Here is a 20865-nt window from a genome sequence, read left to right on the forward strand (position 1 = left end):
AGCGCTTACTTGGCAGCACCTGCCGCGTGCACGGCCTGCTGCGCACCGCGCTTGTTCTTGATCACGTAGCAGACCCACATGAACACGACCCACACCGGAATCGCGTACACCGAGATCTGAATGCCCGGAATCAACAGCATCACGCCAAGGATGAACGCGACGAACGCCAGGCAGATGTAGTTGCCATACGGATACCACAGGGCCTTGAACAGCGGCGTCTGCCGGGTCTTGTTCATGTGCTGGCGGAACTTGAAGTGCGAGAAGCTGATCATCGCCCAGTTGATCACCAGCGTTGCAACCACCAGCGACATCAACAGTTCCAGCGCGTGCTGCGGGATCAGATAGTTAAGCAACACAGCGACCAGCGTTACCGCCGCCGAAGCCAGAATCGAACGCACCGGTACACCGCGCTTGTCGATCTTCGCCAGACCTTTCGGCGCATCGCCCTGCTCGGCCATGCCCAGCAGCATGCGGCTGTTGCAGTAGGTGCCACTGTTGTACACCGACAACGCGGCGGTCAGGACCACGAAGTTGAGGATGTGCGCGGCGGTGTTGCTGCCAAGCATCGAGAACACTTGCACAAACGGGCTGCCGCTATACGAGTCACCGGACGCGTTGAGGGTTTCCAGCAAGCTGTCCCATGGGGTCAGCGATAGCAGAATCACCAGCGCACCAATGTAGAAAATCAGGATCCGGTAGATCACCTGATTGATCGCTTTCGGGATCACGGTCTTCGGCTTGTCCGCTTCAGCGGCGGTGAACCCAAGCATTTCCAGACCGCCGAAGGAGAACATGATGATTGCCATGGCCATCACCAGACCGCTGACGCCATTGGGGAAGAAACCACCGTGCGACCACAGGTTTGTCACCGAAGCCTGGGGGCCGCCGTTGCCGCTGACCAGCAGGTAGCTGCCGAGCGCAATCATGCCGACGATCGCGACGACCTTGATGATCGCGAACCAGAATTCGGCCTCACCGAAGACTTTGACGTTGGCCAGGTTGATCGCGTTGATCAGCACGAAGAAGGCCGCTGCGGACACCCAGGTCGGGATGTCCGGCGCCCAGTAGTGGATGTATTTGCCGACTGCAGTCAGCTCCGACATGCCTACCAGAATGTACAGAATCCAGCAGTTCCAGCCCGACAGAAAGCCGGCAAAGCCGCCCCAGTACTTGTGCGCGAAATGGCTGAAGGAACCGGCCACCGGCTCTTCGACAATCATCTCGCCGAGCTGGCGCATGATCATGAAGGCGATGAAGCCGCAGATGGCGTAGCCGAGGATCATCGACGGGCCGGCGGATTTCAGCACCCCGGCCGAGCCGAGGAACAATCCGGTACCGATCGCGCCACCGAGGGCGATCAGTTGAATGTGGCGATTTTTCAGGCCGCGTTTCAGCTCGCCTGATTGCGAGGGTTGTCCACTCATGAAAAAGGTCTCACGCAAGGTTTGATGGTGTTCAGTAGACGTTGCTGCAAGGTTGCGATTTCAGGCAGCCCCGATCAAACCCCAGCGCAGGCACCAGGAGTTCAGCTTGTTTACAACGGTCATGCGTCACCTGTTTGTTTTTATCTGTGACGAAATCGAACCCGAAACGCTTGTGGCGCCACGGAGTGAACAAGGCGGATAGCCTTGAGATTGCGCGATTACGCAGAGGGTCACAGTTAAAACGCGGCGCATTGTACACCGCTAACCCCCTGCTGCCAGACCCCGCTGGATCAGCGTGATGGTTGCCGGGATTGCGTGAGTCCGCCTCGAGACGCTCGGGCGGCTGCAAAAATTGAGTCAGGCCTTTGCAGGCCATCGGCGTGGACGAGGAAAAAACCGTCCCACGGAGAGAGATGGAGATCAGTCACGGCGTTCATTGCGCCTCCTTCTTGTTATGCACCTGCACGACAGGCATGGGGCGCATCTCACCCTGCCAACGCCGCTGAAACAAGCGCGCCAGAGCCTTGCGCAGGGCCCGGCCAATCAGGCTTCGGCAGCTTTTCCTTACAGCGCCCGTGGAAGTCTGGATTCACTTGGTTTTACCGGCTTTTTCGTAAACATTTCTTTACGACGCGTAACGCATAGTTTCCATTTCAGAAATATCTCTCAGACGTCTGCAAATTGACGGTAGCTAGCTTGCTAATGAAACGTGCCGGTTAGTTTTTTGTTTTCAAATAAGAAAATTGCCGCCGAAAAACAGAATAAAAAGTCTATTTAAAAATTAAATGAATAATATTTTGCATAACAAAAAACCCTGAACTAGGTTCTTCACGTCTCGCCGGCCACCTCGACCGGCCAGTCACAACCGTGAAAGTCAACTAGGAGATCGACCATGCAAGCACTGGAAAAAGACTTGGATACCGAACTGCAACTGGACGAATGGTTTGAAGCACCGACCCACGAGGCGGCTGTAGAAATGATGCAAGCCGACGCGGTAGTTCCGTTCGGCACGGCGATGTGGCCTCTGTAAGACATCCCCGGGCAGGCACGATCCGGCCGGTCGTGCCTGCCGCTTTCTTCACGGTCAGTCAGGGAGGACTCATGGATAAGCCCCGCGCGATCTCGCATTTCCTTTACTACCTCGAACACCACCCTGCCCTTGCCGGCCTCGACTCGGCGAAGGTATTGCTCGGCCACACGGCTGATTACCAAGCGCTGACCGGCGCGATCGCCGAACAGGCTGGCGATCATCCTCGTTTCCAGTTCAGCGCCCGACGTCTGGACCTGGAAAGCACCGCAACGCTGACCTCGGCAATCACCGACAGCGATCTGTACATTTTCTTCTACGACTCTTCCACCCTGCCCAACCCGCGCCCCGACGGCCCGGATTTCGTCCGAGCGCTGCAAGCGGTGATGGCGGAAAACTGGAAGAAGTCGCTGCTGTTCAAGGACTACGGCGAGTATTTCTACGACACCTTCAGCGTCACCCCGCAGCGGATTGCCGGGCTCAACAGTCACCTGATCCAGCGCATGTCCCAGGCGACCACGCTGAGCTTCAAGGACGACGACGGCTCATGGTTTGAAACGCCGCTGAGCAGCATCAAGAAATGGACCGACATCAACGGCGTCGGCAACTTCGACCTGGCCCCCGGCGAAATCGCGACTCATAGCGAAGCCATCAACGGCCACGTGAAATTCAAGGGCACGTTCCTCAGCACCATCCCGTTTGCGCGCAAATATGGCGTGCTGGAATCACCGCTGGAGCTGTGGATCGAGAACTCGACCATCAGCCGCATCGCCACGGACGTGCCGGGGCTGGAGCATGATTTCAACAAATACCTGGACGCCAATCCTTCGAACCGGCGGATTGAAGAGCTGGGGATTGGCACCAACGAAGGCGTGAAGGATCTGTATGCGCGCAATGCCGGGTTTGAAGAGCGGCACTGCGGGTTGCACCTTGGTTTGGGCGGTGGCGCCAAGGGCAGTCATCACCTGGACCTGATCTTTTCTGGCGGTGTGTTGGCGCTGGATGACAAGCCGGTGTTTGACGGACGCTTTGTATTTTAGGCGACTGACGCCTTCGCGAGCAGGCTCGCTCCCACATTGGATCGGCGTCGAACATAAATCCCCAGTGGGAGCGAGCCTGCTCGCGAAGAGACCGAATCAGTCGCTACATGACTTCTGCCAGACGAAAAAAAACGCCAACCCTGAGGTTGGCGTTTCTGCTTTGGCTTGAAGCTTGCCGCTAGAAGCTCGCAGCTGTCTTATTCCGGCTTTTTACGACCAAACCCCGGACGCTGACCGGAACCTGCCGGTGCACCACGACGTTTGCCCGACGGCTTGTCACCGTCAACCAGTTTGATCCCCGGACGCTTCGGCGCAGGCTTGGCCGGGCGCTTGTTGGTGGTGTCCGCTGGACGATCCGCCACTGGCGTACCGCGACCGGCAGGTGCACCACGCTCGCCACGCTCAGTGCGACCGTTGGCCGGACGCGGAGCGCGCTCGCCATCACGGGCAACCGGTTTGCGACCTGGACGCTCGCCTTCGATCTGCGGCTCACGGCTTGGGCGTGGGCCGGTCGGCGCGCCAGCGGCTGGACGCAGCGTGCGTACGCGCTCGGTCTTGGCCATCGGCCGCGACGATTTGCGCTGCATACGCTCAAGCTTGTCTTTGCTCTTGGCGTTCAGCTGCGGCATCGCTACCGGCGTCAGGCCGACTTCAGCACTGAGGATGTCGACTTCGTACTGGCTCATTTCGCGCCAGCGACCCATCGGCAGGTCGGAGTTGAGGAACACCGGACCGAAACGCACGCGCTTCAGACGGCTGACCACCAGACCTTGCGATTCCCACAGACGACGAACCTCACGGTTACGGCCTTCCATCACCACGCAGTGGTACCAGTGGTTGAAGCCTTCGCCACCCGGCGCCTGTTTGATGTCGGTGAACTTGGCCGGGCCGTCTTCCAGCACCACGCCAGCCTTCAGACGCTCGATCATTTCGTCGTCGACTTCACCGCGTACACGCACGGCGTACTCACGGTCCATCTCGTAGGACGGGTGCATCAGGCGGTTGGCCAGCTCACCATCGGTGGTGAACATCAGCAGACCGGTGGTGTTGATGTCGAGACGACCGATGTTGATCCAGCGACCTTCTTTCGGACGCGGCAGCTTGTCGAACACGGTCGGACGGCCTTCCGGGTCGTCACGGGTGCAGATCTCGCCATCGGGTTTGTTGTACATGATCACGCGGCGTACCGATTCGGCCGCCTCTTCGCGCTTGATCACCTTGCCATCAATGGTGATGGCGTCGTGCATGTCGACGCGCAGACCGAGGGTGGCGTCTTTGCCATTGACCTTGATCCGGCCCTGGCTGATCCAGGATTCCACGTCACGGCGCGAGCCGACGCCGATACGGGCGAGGACTTTCTGCAGCTTTTCGCCTGCTGGGCCGATTTCCTGGTCGTCTTTCTGAATGATGTCGCTCATCTGGGCACCTCCCGGTGTGGTCTGTTCAAGCGCTCTGAATTGGACGCCTGAAGCATTGAAATCTGGGTTCTCGGCCGAAGGGATCGGCGGAGGGTCGCGAATCATACGCGGATGTGCGCCGTCGCGCATCAGAGACTAGTCGATCAGGCAAAGGTTATTTCTTTTTCCGCCGACCGGCACCGCCGAGTTTGATCAGGCGTAGCGCGGCTTCGGCCAGTACGCTGCGCTTGTCATCCTTGTCGAGTTTCTTCCAGGCTTTGATTTCGCGCTTGCTGCGGCCGCAACCGAGGCAGATGTCGTCGGTGAATTTGCAGAGGCTGATGCACGGGTCTTTAGTGGAACTCATTTGGGTACCTTTGGGAGATCAAAAGATCGCAGCCTTCGGCAGCTCCTACAGGGGACGTATTTCAATGTAGGAGCTGCCGAAGGCTGCGATCTTTTCGGCGCCCCTCAGTCTTCGAACTCGCGGCGTTCGGCTTCGATGGCTTCGGCCAGGGCGCGGGCTTCGGCTTCTTCTTCGCTTAGCTCCGGTTCGGGTTCTGGCGCCGATTGTTCGAGGGCGGCGACAGCGGCCAGGAGTTTTTCCCGGGCTTCGGCGACGCCTAAAATGTCTTCTTCCGGTTCGGCTTCAGGCTCCGCTTCGAGTTCAACTTCAATGACCGGTTCGGCGATCTCAGGCTCAACCTCGACCTCTTGAACCTCAGTCTCTGCTTCAACCGACGGTGCCTCACCATCCACCGCATCCCGCAGCAAATCATCGAAGTCGGTCTTGATCCCCTCCTCCATGCTGTCCAGTTCCAGCAACAATGTATGGAAACTGGTTTCCTCTTTCTCTTCCTCCGGCTCGGCGCTGGCGTCGGCCAGTTCCTGCAAGCCCTGCGGCACCGGCGCGTCGTCGAAATCGAGCACCGGGTCGGTTTCCATTTCGCGCAGTTCGGCCAATGGCGGCAGGTCTTCGAGGTTCTTCAGGTTGAAGTGATCGAGAAACATCTTGGTGGTGGCAAACATCGCCGGTTTGCCCGGCACGTCGCGGTAACCGACGACGCGGATCCACTCACGTTCCAGCAAGGTTTTGACGATGTTGCTGTTTACCGCCACGCCACGCACGTCTTCGATCTCGCCCCGGGTGATCGGTTGGCGGTAGGCAATCAGCGCAATGGTTTCCAGCAAGGCACGGGAATAACGCTGCGGGCGCTCTTCCCAGAGTCGACCAACCCACGGCGAAAACTTCTCGCGGATCTGCAAGCGATAGCCCGACGAGACTTCCTTGAGCTCGAACGCGCGGCCCTCGCAGGACTTGCCCAACAGCGTCAGGGCTTTCTTGAAGACCGCAGGCTCGGGCCGCTCGCCTTCTTCGAACAGTTCAAACAGGCGCTCAAGGGATTGCGGCTTTCCCGAGGCCAACAGAAAGGCTTCAAGCAGAGGTGCCAGCTCGCGGGGTTCAGTCAGGTTCATGTTTCGACTCGTTATTCGGCTCGGGCTCGCACGTGGATCGCGGCGAACGGCTCATTCTGCACCAGCTCGACCAAGGATTCCTTGACCAGTTCAAGGATCGCCATAAAGGTCACTACCACACCCAACCTGCCCTCTTCGGCAGTGAACAGCTCGACGAACGGCACAAATCCGCCGCCCTTGAGCCGTTCCAGCACATCACTCATGCGCTCGCGGGTCGACAGTGCCTCGCGGCTGACCTGGTGGCTTTCAAACATGTCGCCACGGCGCAGCACTTCGGCCATGCACATCAAAATCTCTTCCAGCGCGACATCCGGCAACAGCTTGCGCGCGCGGGCTTCCGGGGCGTCGAGCTTGGGCACGATCACATCGCGGCCCACGCGGCTGAGGCCGTCGATACCTTCGGCGGCCGCCTTGAAGCGTTCGTATTCCTGCAAACGGCGGATCAGTTCGGCGCGCGGGTCGTCTTCTTCGTCTTCGACGGTTTCGGCGCGCGGCAGCAGCATGCGCGATTTGATCTCGGCGAGCATCGCGGCCATCACCAGATACTCGGCGGCCAGCTCAAGGCGCACCGACTGCATCAGCTCGACATAACCCATGTACTGGCGGGTGATTTCCGCCACCGGGATGTCGAGGATGTTGATGTTCTGTTTGCGGATCAGGTAGAGCAGCAGGTCGAGCGGACCTTCGAAGGCTTCAAGAAAGACTTCCAGCGCATCCGGCGGGATGTACAGATCCAGCGGCATTTCCATGACCGCCTGGCCATAGACCATGGCAAACGGCAGTTCCTGCTGAGCGCCGGCCTGGGGATCGACAACGGTTTCCACTGCGGACATTCAGGCCTCGACCATGAACGGCGTCGGATCGCCGCAACCGACGCGGACCACTTCCGGGTCGTCGCCGGTCAGGTCGATCACCGTGGAGGCCTTGATGCCGCCGAAGCCGCCGTCGACGATCAAGTCCACTTGGTGCTCGAGCAACTGGCGCATTTCGTACGGATCGCTGAGCGGGTCTTCATCGCCGGGCATGATCAGGGTCACACTCATCAGCGGCTCACCGAGTTCGGCCAGCAGCGCCAGCGCGATCGGATGGCTTGGCACACGCAGGCCGATGGTGCGCTTCTTCGGATGCAGCAAAAGACGCGGCACTTCGCGGGTGGCGTTGAGAATAAAAGTGTACGGCCCCGGCAGGTGCGCCTTGAGAATACGGAAGGTGCCGGTGTCGATCTTGGCGTAGTTGCCCAGTTGCGACAGATCGCTGCAGATCAGCGCAAAGTTGTGCTTTTCATCGAGCTGACGCAGGCGGCGAACACGCTCGATCGCGGTTTTATCGCCGATCTGGCAACCGATCGCATAGGAAGAGTCCGTGGGATAAACCACCACCCCGCCCTTGCGGATGATCTCGACCGCCTGTTTGATCAGGCGCGCTTGCGGGTTTTCCGGATGAATCTGGAAAAATTGACTCACATTCTCTACCTGTTCAGACGGCGGCAATATCTGTGTCATGTTTGAACCGACACCACAGGGGTGGAAGGTCCTCGGGAACCGGCCGGTACTGGCCGATCTCGGACCAGCCGCCAGGGCCATGGAAGTCACTGCCGGCGCTGACCAGCAGACCGAACTCACGGGCAAGGATTGCCAGGCTGCCGACCTGTTCCGCAGGCTGATGGCCATTGACCACCTCGATTGCATGCCCGCCTGCTTGAATATAGTCGGCAATCAGCTTTCGGCGCTTGCTGCGGGTGAAATCGTAGTGCCACGGATGCGCCAGGCTGACCCAGGCACCGGCGGCTCGCAGTGTACCGACGGTGTCTTCCAGCGTCGGCCAGTGCAACTTGACGTCACCGAGCTTGCCGGCGCCGAGCCATTTGCGGAATGCCTCAGCGCGATCCTTTACAAAACCTTCACGCACCATCCAGTCGGCGAAATGCGGACGGGCCGGGGCGTTGCCGCTGTCGCCCAGTTCCTGCTGGATTTTCCGCGCGCCGTCGAGGGCGCCGGGCATGCCCTTGAGGGCGAGCTTGCGGCTTATTTCTTCCGACCGCAGCCAGCGGCCATCGTGCAATTTGGCGATCGCCTCGACCAACGGTGCCGCATTGACGTCGAAACCGTAGCCCAACACATGAATGGTCGCGCCGCCCCAAGTGCAGGACAATTCGACGCCGTTGACCAATTGCATGCCCAACTCAGTGGCGGCCGTACGCGCTTCGGCGAGGCCCTCGAGGGTGTCGTGGTCGGTCAACGCCAGGACTCGCACGCCGTTCTCGAACGCACGCGCAACCAGAACCGCAGGCGCCAGGGCGCCATCGGAGGCCGTGCTATGGCAGTGCAAATCAACATTCACGGGGAGTTGTAACCTCAAATCAGCTGGCGCTATCGCGCGCCCATATGTTTGTTATTATGCCGCCACATCCAGCTTCTGGCTCTCACTGTGAAACAATTCATCGATTTCATCCCGCTTCTGCTGTTCTTCATCGTTTACAAACTTGATCCACGGGTCGTCGACATCGCTGGCCATGAAGTGACTGTAGGCGGTATTTACAGCGCCACGGCGATGCTGATCATCAGTTCCCTGGTGGTGTACGGCGCGTTGTTCATCAAACAGCGCAAGCTGGAAAAGAGCCAATGGCTGACCCTGATCGCCTGCCTGGTGTTCGGCAGCCTGACACTGGCCTTCCACAGCGAAACCTTCCTGAAGTGGAAAGCGCCGGTGGTCAACTGGCTGTTCGCCGTGGCCTTCATCGGCAGTCACTTTATCGGTGACCGTCTGCTGATCAAACGCATCATGGGCCATGCGCTGACGCTGCCGGATCCGGTCTGGACCCGCCTGAACATCGCCTGGATCGCCTTTTTCCTGTTCTGCGGGGCCGCCAATCTGTTCGTCGCCTTCACCTTCCAGAGCTACTGGGTGGACTTCAAGGTGTTCGGCAGCCTGGGCATGACCCTGGTGTTCCTGGTCGCACAGGGCATTTACCTGTCGCGCCATCTGCACGATGCCGATACCACAACTCCAAAAACCGAGGACTGACATGCTCTACGCCATCATTGCCACCGACGTCGCCAACTCGCTGGAAGCACGCCTGGCCGCGCGCCCTGCGCATCTGGAACGCCTGCAAGCGCTCAAGGGCGAAGGCCGCATCGTATTGGCCGGCCCGCACCCGGCCGTCGACAGCAATGATCCGGGCGCAGCGGGTTTCACCGGCAGCCTGATCGTCGCCGAATTCGATTCCCTCAGCGCTGCGCAAGCGTGGGCTGACGCCGACCCGTACATCGCCGCTGGCGTGTACGCCAACGTGGTTGTCAAGCCATTCAAGCAAGTCCTGCCGTAACTTTCCTGCGCAAGTCTCTCCCACGCGATGAACCTTGTCGGTTCATCGCGTTCTCAATCGCTCATTATTCTCGTTTGCCTGCCGACAACCTGCCCAATATCCATTTGGAAGCAGGTGTTGCGATGCGCAAGGGTCCGTTGTGTCTGATGTTGGTCACGTTGTCGATCATGGCACCCGCCCATGGTGAGGAAACCACCGAAGGCGGCAGTTCCACGCCATTGTCGTTAAGCGCCGGCAGCCAGATCACCGAGTTGCAGCAGCGCCTCAAGGCCAGCGAGCAGCAACGGGAAGAACTGAGCAAACAACTGCAAAATACCGACAATACCCGTGAAAGCGCCCAGCTCGCCCGGTTGCGCCAGGAGAACCAGCGTCTCAAGCTGCAACTCAAGGAAGCCCAGGCCAGCCCGCTGCCGCGTCTGCTGACTGATCAGCAGCAATGGTTCGTCACGGGCGCCGGAGTAGCGCTATTGGCGCTGCTCTGCGGTATCTTTGCCAGTGGAGCAAGCCGAAAACGTCGGCAATGGCTAAATTGAGTGAGTCATGAGCGAGCTGTTACTGATTGATGATGACCAGGAGTTGTGCGAACTCCTGAGTAGCTGGCTGAGCCAGGAAGGCTTCCACGTGCGTGCCTGCCATGATGGCCACAGCGCCCGCAAGGCCTTGGCTGAAACGGCCCCGGCGGCGGTGGTGCTGGACGTGATGCTGCCCGACGGCAGCGGTCTGGAGCTGCTCAAGCAATTGCGCCACGATCACGCCGACCTGCCGGTGCTGATGCTCTCGGCCCGTGGCGAGCCGCTGGACCGCATCCTCGGCCTGGAGCTGGGCGCCGACGATTATCTGGCCAAACCTTGTGATCCGCGCGAACTGACTGCGCGCCTGCGTGCGGTGTTGCGCCGCAGTCACCCGGCCGCCGTGTCGACACAACTCGAATTGGGCGACCTGAGTTTCAGCCCGGTGCGTGGTGTGGTCAGCATCGACGAAAAAGAACTGACCCTTACCGTGTCCGAAAGCCGTCTGCTCGAAGCGCTGCTCAAGCAGCCTGGCGAACCACTGGACAAACAGGAACTGGCGCAGCTCGCCCTCGGCCGCAAGCTGACCCTGTACGACCGCAGCCTCGACATGCACGTCAGCAACCTGCGCAAGAAAATCGGCCCGCATCCCGACGGCCGCCCACGCATCGTCGCACTGCGCAGCCGCGGTTACTTCTATAGCCTCTGAATCGCGCCCATTCCCACTGTAGGAGCTGCCGAAGGCTGCGATCTTTTGATCTTGTTTTTAAAAGGCAGATCAAAACATCGCAGCCTTCGGCAGCTCCTACACAGGGCATGTGTAAGGTTGGACGCGAAGCGTCTTTACCGAAGCTTTACCCAGCGCTGACCGCCGCTGACCTTGATCTCCGTAATCTGTACTCATCCGGAACGTACCGGGAACGAGACAAGGAGATTCACCATGCGCAAGACTCTTATCGCTCTGATGTTCGCTGCCGCTCTGCCAACCGTCGCCATGGCCATGCCGCAAGACGGCGGCCCGATGGGTGGCCCGCTTGACGGCCCACGCCACGGCGGTCAGATGCACGGCATGCACGGCAAAGGCCCGTACAGCCAACTCGACCTGTCCCGCGAACAGCGCGAGCAGATCCGCAAGATCATGGGCGAGCAGATGCACGAGCGTAAGCAAGTGGTCGACAAGTACCTGGAAAAACTCTCGCCGGCTGACCAGAAAGCCATGAAGGACGAGATGGCGGCCAACCACAAGAAAGCCGAAACCGATGTCCGCGCCGTGTTGAAACCGGATCAACAGAAGAAATTCGACGAGATCCAGAAGAAACAGGCCGAGCGTCGCGCCGAATGGGCCGAGTTCAAGGCGTGGAAAGCGCAACAGGCGCAAAAGGCGCAATAATGTTCTAGCTTCAGGCCCGACGGCTCACCCCGTCGGGCCTGTTTTCACTGGAACCCTGTAGGAGCTGCCGAAGGCTGCGATCTTTTGATCTTGATCTTAAAAAACAAAATCAAAAGATCGCAGCCTTCGGCAGCTCCTACAGGGGTTTTTGTTGTTGTTTTGAGGATTTTCTGTGCGTTCATTGTTCTGGCGTATTCTCGCGAGCTTCTGGCTGGCCATCGCTCTGGTGGCCGGGCTGTCCATTCTGCTCGGGCACATGCTCAACCAGGACGCGTGGATCCTCAGCCGCCATCCGGGCCTCAACACCCTCGCCGGCGAATGGACACAAACTTACGAAGCCCAAGGCGAAGAAGCTGCTCAGGACATTCTCGAACAGCGCAAACGCCAATATCACATCGACGTTCAGGTGCTCAACGAGAGCGGCGATCCGGTGGTACGCGGTACTTTCCCCCGGCGCGCCGCCGCCTTCGAAGCGCGGCAGAACAACGATGACCGACGTCTGCCATGGCGGCGCCTGACCGACGAGTTCACCAGCGAAAAAACCGGTGACACCTACCTGTTCATCTACCGCATCCCGCACCCGGAACTCGACGCCTGGCACCGCGAAAGCCTGCTCTGGCCGCTGAGTGCGCTGGGCATTGCGCTGGTGGTGCTGACCTTGTTCAGTCTGTTGGTGACCTTCTCCATCACCCGCCCGCTCAGCCGTTTGCGCGGCGCAGTGCATGATCTCGGGCAGACCACGTATCAGCAGAACAGCCTGGCGAAACTGGCCAACCGCCGCGACGAGTTCGGCGTACTCGCCACCGATTTCAACCGTATGGGCGCGCGCCTGCAAAGCCTGATCGGCAGCCAGCGCCAGTTGCTGCGCGACGTGTCTCATGAATTGCGCTCACCGCTGGCACGGCTGCGGATTGCTCTGGCACTGGCGGAACGGGCCAACCCTGAAGAACGTGAAAAACTTTGGCCACGACTGACCCGCGAATGCGATCGGCTGGAAGCGTTGATCAGCGAAATTCTGGTATTGGCTCGGGTCGATGCCGACAACGCCAGTGCCGAAGATGTGGATCTGAATGCGCTGCTCGGCACGTTGCAGAAGGATGCGAAGCTTGCATCGCCGGAGCAGATCGTGTGCCTCGATGCCGAACCGCAACTGAATCTGAAGGGCTGGCCGACCATGATCGAGCGCGCCGTTGATAACCTGCTTCGCAATGCCCAGCGCTTCAACCCGGAAGGTCAGGCGATTGAGATGCAGGCTTCGCGTCAGGGCGAAAAAATTGTCGTGAGTGTGCGTGACCATGGGCCGGGGGTGCAGGCCGAGCATTTGAGTCAGCTGGGCGAGCCGTTTTACCGGGCGCCGGGGCAGACGGCGGCGGGACATGGCTTGGGGCTGGCGATTGCGCGAAGGGCGGCGGAGCGCCATGGCGGGAGTTTGACGTTGGCCAATCATCCGCAGGGCGGGTTTGTTGCGAGTCTGGAATTGCCGCTTGTACCCGGGGCTGTCGTCCAACCCTAAAAGCCACCCTCACCCCGGCAAAGCCCCTCACCCCAGCCCTCTCCCGGAGGGAGAGGGGGCCGACCGAGGTGTCTTGCGTCAGACATCGACCTGAAGAACCGAGTCGATTATGGATTCGGAAGCTTGATCAACTTTGAATTCGACTCAAACCGAAGCCGATTCTGGATTCCACGAAATCAACTCAAACGAATTCGATTCTGGATTCCACGAAATCAACTCAAACGAATTCGATTCTGGATTCCACGAAATCAACTCAAAACGAAGCCGGTTCTGGATTCAGCGAAGAGCGTTCAGGTCGGCGTACCTCTAAAGCATCCCCCAATCAGTCCCCTCTCCCTCTGGGAGAGGGTTAGGGTGAGGGGCTTTTGATCTTCAGGCCTTACCGGGCCAGGCGCTGACGAACTCAGCCAGATCAACCTTCTCCGCCACACGCGGTTCTTTCTGCGGCGTGCCCAGGTACAAGAACGCGATCACTTCTTCACCCTCAACCAAACCCAAACCTTTCGCCACATGCTGCGAATACGCCAGATCCCCCGTACGCCACACCGCACCAATCCCCTGCGCATACGCCGCCAGTAAAATCCCGTGGGCCGCACACCCGGCCGCGAGCAACTGCTCGGCCTTCGGATATTTAACGTGTTCCTGCAATTTAGCGATCACCACAACCACCAGCGGCGCCCGCAGCGGGCCGTTGCGGGCCTTGTCGATCATCGCTTCGGTGACTTCGCCTTCCTGCATCTGTGCAGCCTCGGCCAGCAACTCGCCCATCTGCTCACGCGCCGCGCCTTCGACGGTCAGAAAACGATACGGCTGCAAATGCCCGTGATCCGGCGCGCGCAACGCTGCACCAAACAGGGCTTCGCGCTGCTCCGCAGTGGGGGCCGGTTCGACCAGTCGTGGAACGGAAACACGGTTGAGCAACGCGTCGAGAGCCTGCATCGGCCACCTCCTGAGAAAAATGTGCAGCTATTCTAGCTTCATCTGCCAACAGGATGCCGGTTTACATGCCCTGCCTCACGGGTAGAATGGCGCCCTTCCCACATCAGCCCGAGCGGACTTCATGGCGTTGCCGACCTTACGGATCATTGGTTTCATCATCGGCATCTTCCTGATCACCCTGGCTGTCGCCATGGTCGTGCCCATGGCCACCCTGGTGATTTTCGAGCGCACCAGCGACCTGCCATCGTTTCTCTGGGCGAGCATGATCACTTTCGTCGCCGGCCTTGCGCTGGTGATTCCCGGCCGACCGGAACACATTCACCTGCGCCCGCGCGACATGTACCTGCTGACCGTCAGCAGTTGGCTGGTGGTGTGCATTTTTGCCGCGCTGCCATTCTTGTTGACTCAGCACATCAGCTACACCGACTCGTTCTTCGAAAGCATGTCGGGCATTACCGCCACTGGCTCGACCGTGCTCAATCATCTCGACGACATGTCTCCGGGCATCCTGATGTGGCGCTCGTTGCTGCACTGGATCGGCGGCATCGGCTTTATCGGTATGGCGGTGGCGATTCTGCCGCTGCTGCGCATCGGCGGCATGCGCCTGTTCCAGACCGAATCCTCGGACCGCTCGGAAAAGGTCATGCCGCGCTCGCACATGGTGGCGCGGCTGATCGTGGCGGCTTACGTCGGCATCACCATTCTTGGCAGCCTGGCGTTCTGGTGGGCCGGGATGAGCCCGTTCGATGCGATCAACCACGCGATGTCGGCGATTTCCACCGGCGGATTCTCGACCTCCGACCAATCCCTGGCCAAGTGGACGCAACCGGCGGTGCACTGGGTCGCGGTGGTCATCATGATTCTCGGCAGCCTGCCGTTCACCCTGTACGTGGCGACGCTGCGCGGCAACCGCAAAGCGCTGATCAGAGATCAGCAGGTGCAGGGTTTGCTCGGGATGCTGCTGGTGACCTGGCTGGTGCTCGGCACCTGGTACTGGTGGACGACCAACCTGCATTGGCTCGATGCGCTGCGCCACGTGGCACTGAACGTGACCTCGGTGGTCACCACCACCGGTTTTGCCCTCGGCGACTACAGCCTGTGGGGCAACTTCTCGCTGATGCTGTTTTTCTATCTGGGCTTTGTCGGAGGCTGTTCAGGGTCGACGGCGGGCGGGATCAAGATCTTCCGTTTCCAGGTCGCCTATATCCTGCTCAAGGCCAACCTTAATCAGCTGATTCACCCGCGTGCGGTGATCAAGCAGAAGTACAACGGTCACCGCCTCGACGAAGAGATCGTGCGCTCGATTCTGACGTTTTCGTTCTTCTTCGCCATCACCATCTGCGTGATCGCCCTGCTGTTGTCGCTGCTCGGTGTCGACTGGATGACCGCGCTGACCGGCGCCGCCAGTACCGTGTCCGGCGTCGGCCCGGGCCTGGGCGAAACCATTGGTCCGGCGGGCAACTTCGCCACCCTGCCCGATGCGGCCAAGTGGATCCTGTCGTTCGGCATGCTGCTCGGCCGACTGGAGATCATTACGGTGTTTGTACTGTGTATTCCGGCCTTTTGGCGTCACTGATCGCACCCGGCGCCTGCAACAACCGCGTCCGGTAATCGCCGGGCGTGGTGTCGAACCAGCGGCGGAACGCACGAAAGAAGTTGCTGGGGTCGGCAAAACCCAGCAGATAAGCGATTTCCAGCAAGGTCATGTTCGGCTGCGCCAGATACTGCTCGGCCAGCTCTCGACGCGTGTCATCGAGCAGTTGCTGAAAACTCGTGCCCTCCTCCTGCAAGCGGCGCTGCAAGGTACGCTGCGATAGATGTAGGGTCTGCGCCACGGTATCGCGCTTCGGTTCACCCTGCGGCAGCAAACGGCACAACACCTGTCGCGCCTTGTGGGTCACGCGGCTTTCGGAGAATCGTGCCAGATACTCCCCGGCAAAGCGGTCATGCAACAGCGCCATCGCCTCGTTGGCGGTGGGCAGCGGCGCTTCCATGTCGGCCCGCTCGAAGATCAGCGCATCGTACGGCGCGTTGAACACCAATGGCGCGTGGAAGGCTTGTTTGTAGGGTTGCAGATTTTCCGGCTGATCACCCTGCACCAGCACTTTGACCGGATGCAGCGTGCGCCCGGTCAACCAGCCGCACAGACCCAATGCACAGGCCAGCGAGGCTTCGGCACTCTGCCGGGTTGGCGGCAGATGATCGCCGTGCACCGTCAGGATCAGCGCATAACCTTCTTCCAGCAGACGGAAGCTCAGGTCGGCACTTTCGGCGATGATGCGCTGATAGCGCACCAGTCGCTGGAAGCCTTCGGCCAAGGTATTGCTCGACATCAACGCGTAGCCGGCGACATGAAACGACGCTGGTCGCACCACTTTGCCCATGTTCAGACCGATCGCCGGATTACCGGACAACTCGACCGCCCGTTGCCAGAGGCGGGTCATGGAATCTTGCGGGAAACGCGCATCCGGATCATCCAGAGCCGTGTAATCGAGCCCCAGTTGCTTGAACAGAACCCGGCAATCCAGGCCGTCCATCTCCAATGCTTTGACAATCCCCATCGCCCAGCTTGCAGAAGTCGTTCGTTCGCTCATGGCATTTTTCTTTTACATGAGGGGCCGCATGCTACGGCCTGATTTGCCAAGGATACTAAAGTGGCGCCGATAGTCACTGGCCCACGCCAATGATCACTCTAGACTCAAATAAGCTACCCGCAGAACAACTCGTCGCCAGAACAATAACCACAGAGAACGCGGTCGTGGAAAACATCAAGCATTTCAACAGCTTCGCTGAGTTCTATCCGTATTACCTCAGCGAACACAGCAACAGCACCTGCCGGCGCCTGCATTTCATCGGCACCACACTGGTCATTTTCATTCTGGCGATGACCATTGCCAAGGGCGCCTGGCTGCTGTTATTGGCCTTGCCACTGGCCGGTTACAGCTTCGCCTGGGTCGGGCACTTCTTCTTTGAAAAGAACCGCCCGGCGACTTTCCAGCATCCGCTGTACAGCCTGCTCGGCGATTTCGTCATGTACCGCGACATGATTCTGGGTCGCGTGGCGTTCTGAATGAGGGTCAGCCAATGAATGCCAATGCCCGCTTCACTCACATGAAGGACGGTACGCAGGAAGACTGGGCGATCATCGCCGCCGACTTCAGCGCCTACGCCAAGCAATTGCCGTCGCGAATCCTGACTCACCTGAAACTGCTGGAAGGCGATTTCGGTGGTTTCCCGGTGGATCGCCTGACCCACTCACTGCAGACCGCCACCCGCGCCTTTCGTGACGGGCGCGACGAGGAATACGTGGTGTGCGCGTTACTGCATGACATTGGCGACACCCTGGGCTCGTATAACCATCCGGACATTGCTGCGGCGATTTTAAAGCCGTTCGTCAGTGCCGAGAATCTGTGGATGGTCGAGAAGCATGGGGTGTTTCAGGGTTACTACTTCTTTCATCATCTGGGCATGGATCGGCATCTGCGCGAGCAGTTCGCCGGTCATCCGCAGTATCAGGCGACCGCCGAGTTCTGTGCCAAATACGATGCGGCGGCGTTTGATCCGGAGTACGACACACTGCCATTGAGTTTCTTCGAGCCGATGATGGAAAGACTGTTTGCACAGCCGAAGAACTCGATTTACAAGGCCGCAATGGAGGAACACAGCCTGGCCTAAGATCAAAAGATCGCAGCCTTCGGCAGCTCCTACATTGGAAGGTGTACCTCTGTAGGAGCTGCCGAAGGCTGCGATCTTTTGCTTTTATGCGAGTTCAGCGACTTTGGCCGCCTTTAGCTCCGCCTCTCGCGCCTGTGCATCCGCCAGCCGATACAACTCGATCGTGCCGTCCCAGTGCTCGATCAGCGCCGTGCATGACTCCACCCAATCACCGCAATTGAGGTAGTCCACCTCGCCCACCTTGCGGATCTCGGCGTGGTGAATGTGCCCGCAGACCACGCCATGCAATTCGCGCTTCACGCATTCATGGGCGATGGCCTCTTCAAAGTCGCTGATGAAACTCACTGCCGTTTTCACCTTGTGTTTCAGGTACGCCGACAACGACCAGTAACCGTAGCCATAACGCGCACGCCAGTGGTTGAGCCAGCGATTGAGGGTCAGGGTGAATTCGTAGGCGGAGTCACCAAGGAACGCCAGCCAGCGGTGATAACGGGTGATCACATCGAACTGATCGCCGTGAATCACCAGCAGATGTCGACCATCGGCCGTGACATGCACCGCCTCGTCAACCAACTGGATGTTGCCCAGGATCAGCTTCGAATAACGACGCAGGAATTCGTCGTGGTTGCCGGTGACATAAATCACCTCGGTGCCGCGCTTGCTCATGGTCAGCAAACGGCGGATCACGTTGGTGTGCGCTTGTGGCCAGTACATGCCGCCGCGCAGCTTCCAGCCGTCAATGATGTCGCCGACCAGGTAGATCTTGTCGGCGTGATAACCCTTGAGAAACGTCGACAAATGCTCGGCCTGGCAATCCCGCGTGCCCAGGTGCACGTCGGATATCCACAGGGTGCGCACGCGTTGTTTACGGCTGGGTCTGGCGAGCTCGGCGCTGGTCATGGGCAACCCTCTGCGATGTTTTCGCCACTCTGCGCCTGCCCGGTTAATCGACCATGACAAGTGCGAGTCAGTCCTGTGACAACGCATTCTGCGTGCGCCGGTGTAGACTGGCGATCACTTCGGAGACGACCTGCCATGCGACCGATCCTCACCCTGCGTCAGTACACCCACGATTTGATCGTGCACAGCCACGAGCATGCGCAATTGGTGTTCGGGTTGTCTGGTGCGCTGGATTTCGAGGTCGAGGGTTGCGGCAGTCAGGTGCGTCAGCAGAGTTTTGTGGTGATTCCGTCCGGCGCTCATCATGCCTGCGGCAGTCCCGACGGCAGCCGCTGTCTGGTGCTGGATATTCCGGACGGGCAATGGGTGACAGATTCATTGGGCGAGCATGCCGATGCCAGTCATCGTTTGCTCGATCAACCGGCGCGCCTGTCGCTGGATTCCGGGCAAAACCAGTTGGTCAGCTGGCTGGCGAACAGTCCGGTCAGCGATCCGTTGATCGCGCAACAAGGCGCGGTGTTGCTGCTGGCCAGTCTCAATCACGCGCAGCCTGCCGAAGTTGCCTCCCGCCGCCTGCCCTATGCCGCGCTGGATGCGCACATCGAACAACACGCCGCTTATCCGCTGCAAGTCGCCGATCTGGCACGGGTCGCCGGATTGTCCAATGCCCGCCTGCATGCACGGTTCATGGCCGAATGCGGGCAGACGCCGATGGATTACATCCGCAGTCGACGCTTGCATCTGGCGGTGCAACTGCTGCACGACACAGCCCTGCAGATTGGCGAGATTGCCAGTCGCGTCGGCTACAGCTCGCAAAGTGCCTTCTCGGCCGCGGTCCTGCGTGAGTTCGGTGCATCACCCGGCCAGCTTCGGCGCGATTCCTGCGACAAAAGACGATAGCCTGCCGACAGACTTGTAGGCCGATACAGGGTTCAATGGACTTATTGATCGTTCCCGCGCTCCGCGTGGGAACGATCAATCACAAGAAACCGTGTCTGGATTAAGGATGGCAATGACTCCGCGTACCGCCCTCGGCGCTCTGCATATCGGTGCTTTGATGTTTGGCCTGACCGGTGTGTTCGGCAAGCTCGCTGCCGCCTCCCCCGCTGTGATCGTCTTCGGTCGTGCTGCGTTTGCCGTACTTGCCTTGGCGTTCTTCGCCCGTTTCGCCAGCCAGAGTGGCTGGCAGAAACTGCAGGCCGTGGACTGGCGGCGTCTGGCCCTTAGCGGCGTATTGCTGGCTGGGCACTGGGTGAGCTTCTTTGTTTCGGTGAAGGTCGCTGGTGTCGCCATCGCAACATTGGGCTTTGCCAGTTTCCCGGCCTTCACGGTGATACTTGAAGGGCTGATTTTCCGCGAACGCATCCGCGCCAACGAAATCATCCTCGTGGTCTTGGTGACGGTTGGTCTGGTGCTGGTAACCCCGGCGTTCGATCTGGCCAGCGGCGCAACCACCGGCCTGCTATGGGCGGTGTTATCGGGTTTGTTGTTCTCGCTGCTGTCACTGACCAACCGCGCCAGCTCCGGGCGCATCCCGGCGGTGCAAGCGGCACTGTGCCAAAACGTCGTGGTGGCACTGTGTCTGCTGCCGGTTGCGGCACCGCAATTGAGCGAAGTGCGGGCACTGGACTGGCTGTGGATCGGCTTGCTCGGGGTGTTCTGCACTGGCGTCGCTCATAGCCTGTTCGTCGCCAGTCTGGCGGTGATCAAAGCACGCACGGCGGCGGTGGTGTTTGCCATGGAGCCGGTTTACGGCATTACCATCGCCTGGCTGCTGTTCAACGAAAACCCGACGCTGCGGATGTTGATGGGCGGCGCACTGATCATCATCGCCATCGTCGTTTCCGCGCGGATGTCCGGCAGCGCCGACAAGAAAACCGTCGCCGCCGAGGCCGCGTCTCACTGACTGCGGTCGTTGTGACCGAGGTCGCGGTCAGGATCGATCTGATCGCGAACTCGTTGCTTCAGCACCTTGGCTTCCGGAAAGCCGCCGTCAGCCTTGCGCTCCCAGATCTGCACGCCTGCGCAGGTTATCTGAAACACTCCGCCGGTGGCCGGCACCAACGAGACTTTGCCGAGGTCATCAGCAAAGGTGCTGAGCAGTTCCTGCGCCAGCCACGCGGCGCGCAGCAGCCACTGGCATTGGGTGCAATAGGTGATGACAACTTCTGCTTTTGCGACAGTCATGTTTGCTGAAACTCCTGAGACAGAGGGCGCCGCTATAATAGCCGGCTTTAATGCTTGCCCCGA

Annotated in this window: 24 protein-coding genes; 13 read left to right on the forward strand and 11 right to left on the reverse strand. The window is 59.7% G+C overall.

Going from position 1 to position 20865, the window contains the following annotated elements; genetic code table 11:
- Positions 1-5 precede the first annotated feature (5 nt).
- The gene (locus F8N44_RS06470; protein WP_150649738.1) at positions 6-1424 is read right to left on the reverse strand and encodes an amino acid permease; all 1419 of its coding nucleotides are present in this window, start codon (positions 1422-1424) and stop codon (positions 6-8) included.
- 892 nt (positions 1425-2316) lie between these two features.
- Between F8N44_RS06470 and F8N44_RS31280 the strand changes: the two genes are divergently transcribed.
- A complete protein-coding gene (locus F8N44_RS31280) occupies positions 2317-2454 on the forward strand; it encodes a hypothetical protein (protein ID WP_003222780.1) in 138 nt (45 codons plus the stop codon).
- A gap of 71 nt (positions 2455-2525) precedes the next feature.
- Positions 2526-3491: a leucyl aminopeptidase gene (locus F8N44_RS06475; protein WP_150649739.1), complete on the forward strand. Its 966-nt coding sequence runs from the start codon at positions 2526-2528 to the stop codon at positions 3489-3491.
- Between the two features lie 197 nt (positions 3492-3688).
- Here F8N44_RS06475 and rluB read toward each other — a convergent pair whose 3' ends face one another.
- The 6 genes from rluB to F8N44_RS06505 all read right to left on the reverse strand — a co-directional run bounded on the left by rluB (position 3689) and on the right by F8N44_RS06505 (position 8704).
- Entirely contained in the window at positions 3689-4909 is a 1221-nt protein-coding gene (gene rluB / locus F8N44_RS06480; protein ID WP_095050147.1) for a 23S rRNA pseudouridine(2605) synthase RluB, read from the reverse strand.
- Between the two features lie 154 nt (positions 4910-5063).
- The gene (locus tag F8N44_RS06485; protein ID WP_034153249.1) at positions 5064-5255 is read right to left on the reverse strand and encodes a DUF1289 domain-containing protein; all 192 of its coding nucleotides are present in this window, start codon (positions 5253-5255) and stop codon (positions 5064-5066) included.
- Between the two features lie 104 nt (positions 5256-5359).
- Positions 5360-6364, reverse strand: a complete 1005-nt coding sequence (scpB, locus tag F8N44_RS06490; protein ID WP_150649740.1) for an SMC-Scp complex subunit ScpB — start codon at positions 6362-6364, stop codon at positions 5360-5362.
- A gap of 11 nt (positions 6365-6375) precedes the next feature.
- Positions 6376-7074 carry a segregation and condensation protein A gene (locus F8N44_RS06495; RefSeq protein ID WP_172828192.1) on the reverse strand — a complete coding sequence of 233 codons (699 nt, stop codon included), beginning with the start codon at positions 7072-7074 and terminating at the stop codon, positions 6376-6378.
- A 123-nt stretch (positions 7075-7197) separates the two neighbouring features.
- Entirely contained in the window at positions 7198-7827 is a 630-nt protein-coding gene (locus F8N44_RS06500) for an L-threonylcarbamoyladenylate synthase (protein WP_038363745.1), read from the reverse strand.
- Between the two features lie 13 nt (positions 7828-7840).
- A complete protein-coding gene (locus F8N44_RS06505; protein ID WP_122608965.1) occupies positions 7841-8704 on the reverse strand; it encodes a PHP domain-containing protein in 864 nt (287 codons plus the stop codon).
- Between the two features lie 87 nt (positions 8705-8791).
- Here F8N44_RS06505 and F8N44_RS06510 point away from each other — a divergent pair, with 87 nt between their 5' ends.
- The 6 genes from F8N44_RS06510 to F8N44_RS06535 all read left to right on the forward strand — a co-directional run bounded on the left by F8N44_RS06510 (position 8792) and on the right by F8N44_RS06535 (position 13101).
- The gene (locus tag F8N44_RS06510) at positions 8792-9388 is read left to right on the forward strand and encodes a septation protein A (RefSeq protein ID WP_127926280.1); all 597 of its coding nucleotides are present in this window, start codon (positions 8792-8794) and stop codon (positions 9386-9388) included.
- A gap of 1 nt (position 9389) precedes the next feature.
- Positions 9390-9689: a YciI family protein gene (locus F8N44_RS06515; protein ID WP_007919677.1), complete on the forward strand. Its 300-nt coding sequence runs from the start codon at positions 9390-9392 to the stop codon at positions 9687-9689.
- Positions 9690-9811: 122 nt separating this feature from the next.
- Positions 9812-10222 carry a translation initiation factor 2 gene (locus F8N44_RS06520; RefSeq protein ID WP_150649741.1) on the forward strand — a complete coding sequence of 137 codons (411 nt, stop codon included), beginning with the start codon at positions 9812-9814 and terminating at the stop codon, positions 10220-10222.
- Positions 10223-10229: 7 nt separating this feature from the next.
- Positions 10230-10907 carry a response regulator transcription factor gene (locus F8N44_RS06525; RefSeq protein WP_150649742.1) on the forward strand — a complete coding sequence of 226 codons (678 nt, stop codon included), beginning with the start codon at positions 10230-10232 and terminating at the stop codon, positions 10905-10907.
- Positions 10908-11138: 231 nt separating this feature from the next.
- Complete coding sequence (locus F8N44_RS06530) at positions 11139-11588, forward strand: Spy/CpxP family protein refolding chaperone (RefSeq protein WP_016987938.1); 450 nt, start codon at positions 11139-11141, stop codon at positions 11586-11588.
- 172 nt (positions 11589-11760) lie between these two features.
- A complete protein-coding gene (locus F8N44_RS06535; RefSeq protein WP_150649743.1) occupies positions 11761-13101 on the forward strand; it encodes a sensor histidine kinase in 1341 nt (446 codons plus the stop codon).
- Between the two features lie 372 nt (positions 13102-13473).
- Here F8N44_RS06535 and F8N44_RS06540 read toward each other — a convergent pair whose 3' ends face one another.
- Positions 13474-14040 (reverse strand): nitroreductase family protein, encoded by a 567-nt coding sequence (locus tag F8N44_RS06540; protein ID WP_150649744.1) that lies wholly within the window; start codon positions 14038-14040, stop codon positions 13474-13476.
- 121 nt (positions 14041-14161) lie between these two features.
- On the opposite strand from F8N44_RS06540, the gene F8N44_RS06545 reads away from it, so the two are divergent.
- Positions 14162-15616, forward strand: a complete 1455-nt coding sequence (locus F8N44_RS06545; protein WP_150649745.1) for a TrkH family potassium uptake protein — start codon at positions 14162-14164, stop codon at positions 15614-15616.
- On the opposite strand, the gene F8N44_RS06550 is transcribed toward F8N44_RS06545, so the two are convergent.
- Positions 15573-16634, reverse strand: coding sequence for an AraC family transcriptional regulator (locus F8N44_RS06550; protein ID WP_224794737.1), 1062 nt, complete (start codon positions 16632-16634; stop codon positions 15573-15575). The two genes, F8N44_RS06545 and F8N44_RS06550, sit on opposite strands and share 44 nt — an antisense overlap.
- 164 nt (positions 16635-16798) lie before the next feature.
- Between F8N44_RS06550 and F8N44_RS06555 the strand changes: the two genes are divergently transcribed.
- The gene (locus F8N44_RS06555; protein WP_095187810.1) at positions 16799-17110 is read left to right on the forward strand and encodes a DUF962 domain-containing protein; all 312 of its coding nucleotides are present in this window, start codon (positions 16799-16801) and stop codon (positions 17108-17110) included.
- Positions 17111-17124: 14 nt separating this feature from the next.
- Positions 17125-17715 (forward strand): HD domain-containing protein, encoded by a 591-nt coding sequence (locus tag F8N44_RS06560; protein WP_150649746.1) that lies wholly within the window; start codon positions 17125-17127, stop codon positions 17713-17715.
- A gap of 84 nt (positions 17716-17799) precedes the next feature.
- Here F8N44_RS06560 and F8N44_RS06565 read toward each other — a convergent pair whose 3' ends face one another.
- Complete coding sequence (locus F8N44_RS06565; RefSeq protein ID WP_150649747.1) at positions 17800-18615, reverse strand: UDP-2,3-diacylglucosamine diphosphatase; 816 nt, start codon at positions 18613-18615, stop codon at positions 17800-17802.
- A gap of 135 nt (positions 18616-18750) precedes the next feature.
- Between F8N44_RS06565 and F8N44_RS06570 the strand changes: the two genes are divergently transcribed.
- The gene (locus tag F8N44_RS06570; RefSeq protein WP_150649748.1) at positions 18751-19515 is read left to right on the forward strand and encodes an AraC family transcriptional regulator; all 765 of its coding nucleotides are present in this window, start codon (positions 18751-18753) and stop codon (positions 19513-19515) included.
- Between the two features lie 112 nt (positions 19516-19627).
- On the forward strand, positions 19628-20521 hold the full coding sequence (locus F8N44_RS06575) for a DMT family transporter (protein WP_150649749.1): 894 nt from the start codon (positions 19628-19630) through the stop codon (positions 20519-20521).
- Here the strand turns inward: F8N44_RS06575 and F8N44_RS06580 are convergent.
- Positions 20515-20802 (reverse strand): SelT/SelW/SelH family protein, encoded by a 288-nt coding sequence (locus F8N44_RS06580; protein WP_150649750.1) that lies wholly within the window; start codon positions 20800-20802, stop codon positions 20515-20517. The two genes, F8N44_RS06575 and F8N44_RS06580, sit on opposite strands and share 7 nt — an antisense overlap.
- Positions 20803-20865 lie beyond the last annotated feature (63 nt).

The organism is Pseudomonas fluorescens (assembly GCF_902497745.1).
GTDB classification, from domain to species: domain Bacteria; phylum Pseudomonadota; class Gammaproteobacteria; order Pseudomonadales; family Pseudomonadaceae; genus Aquipseudomonas; species Aquipseudomonas fluorescens_BM.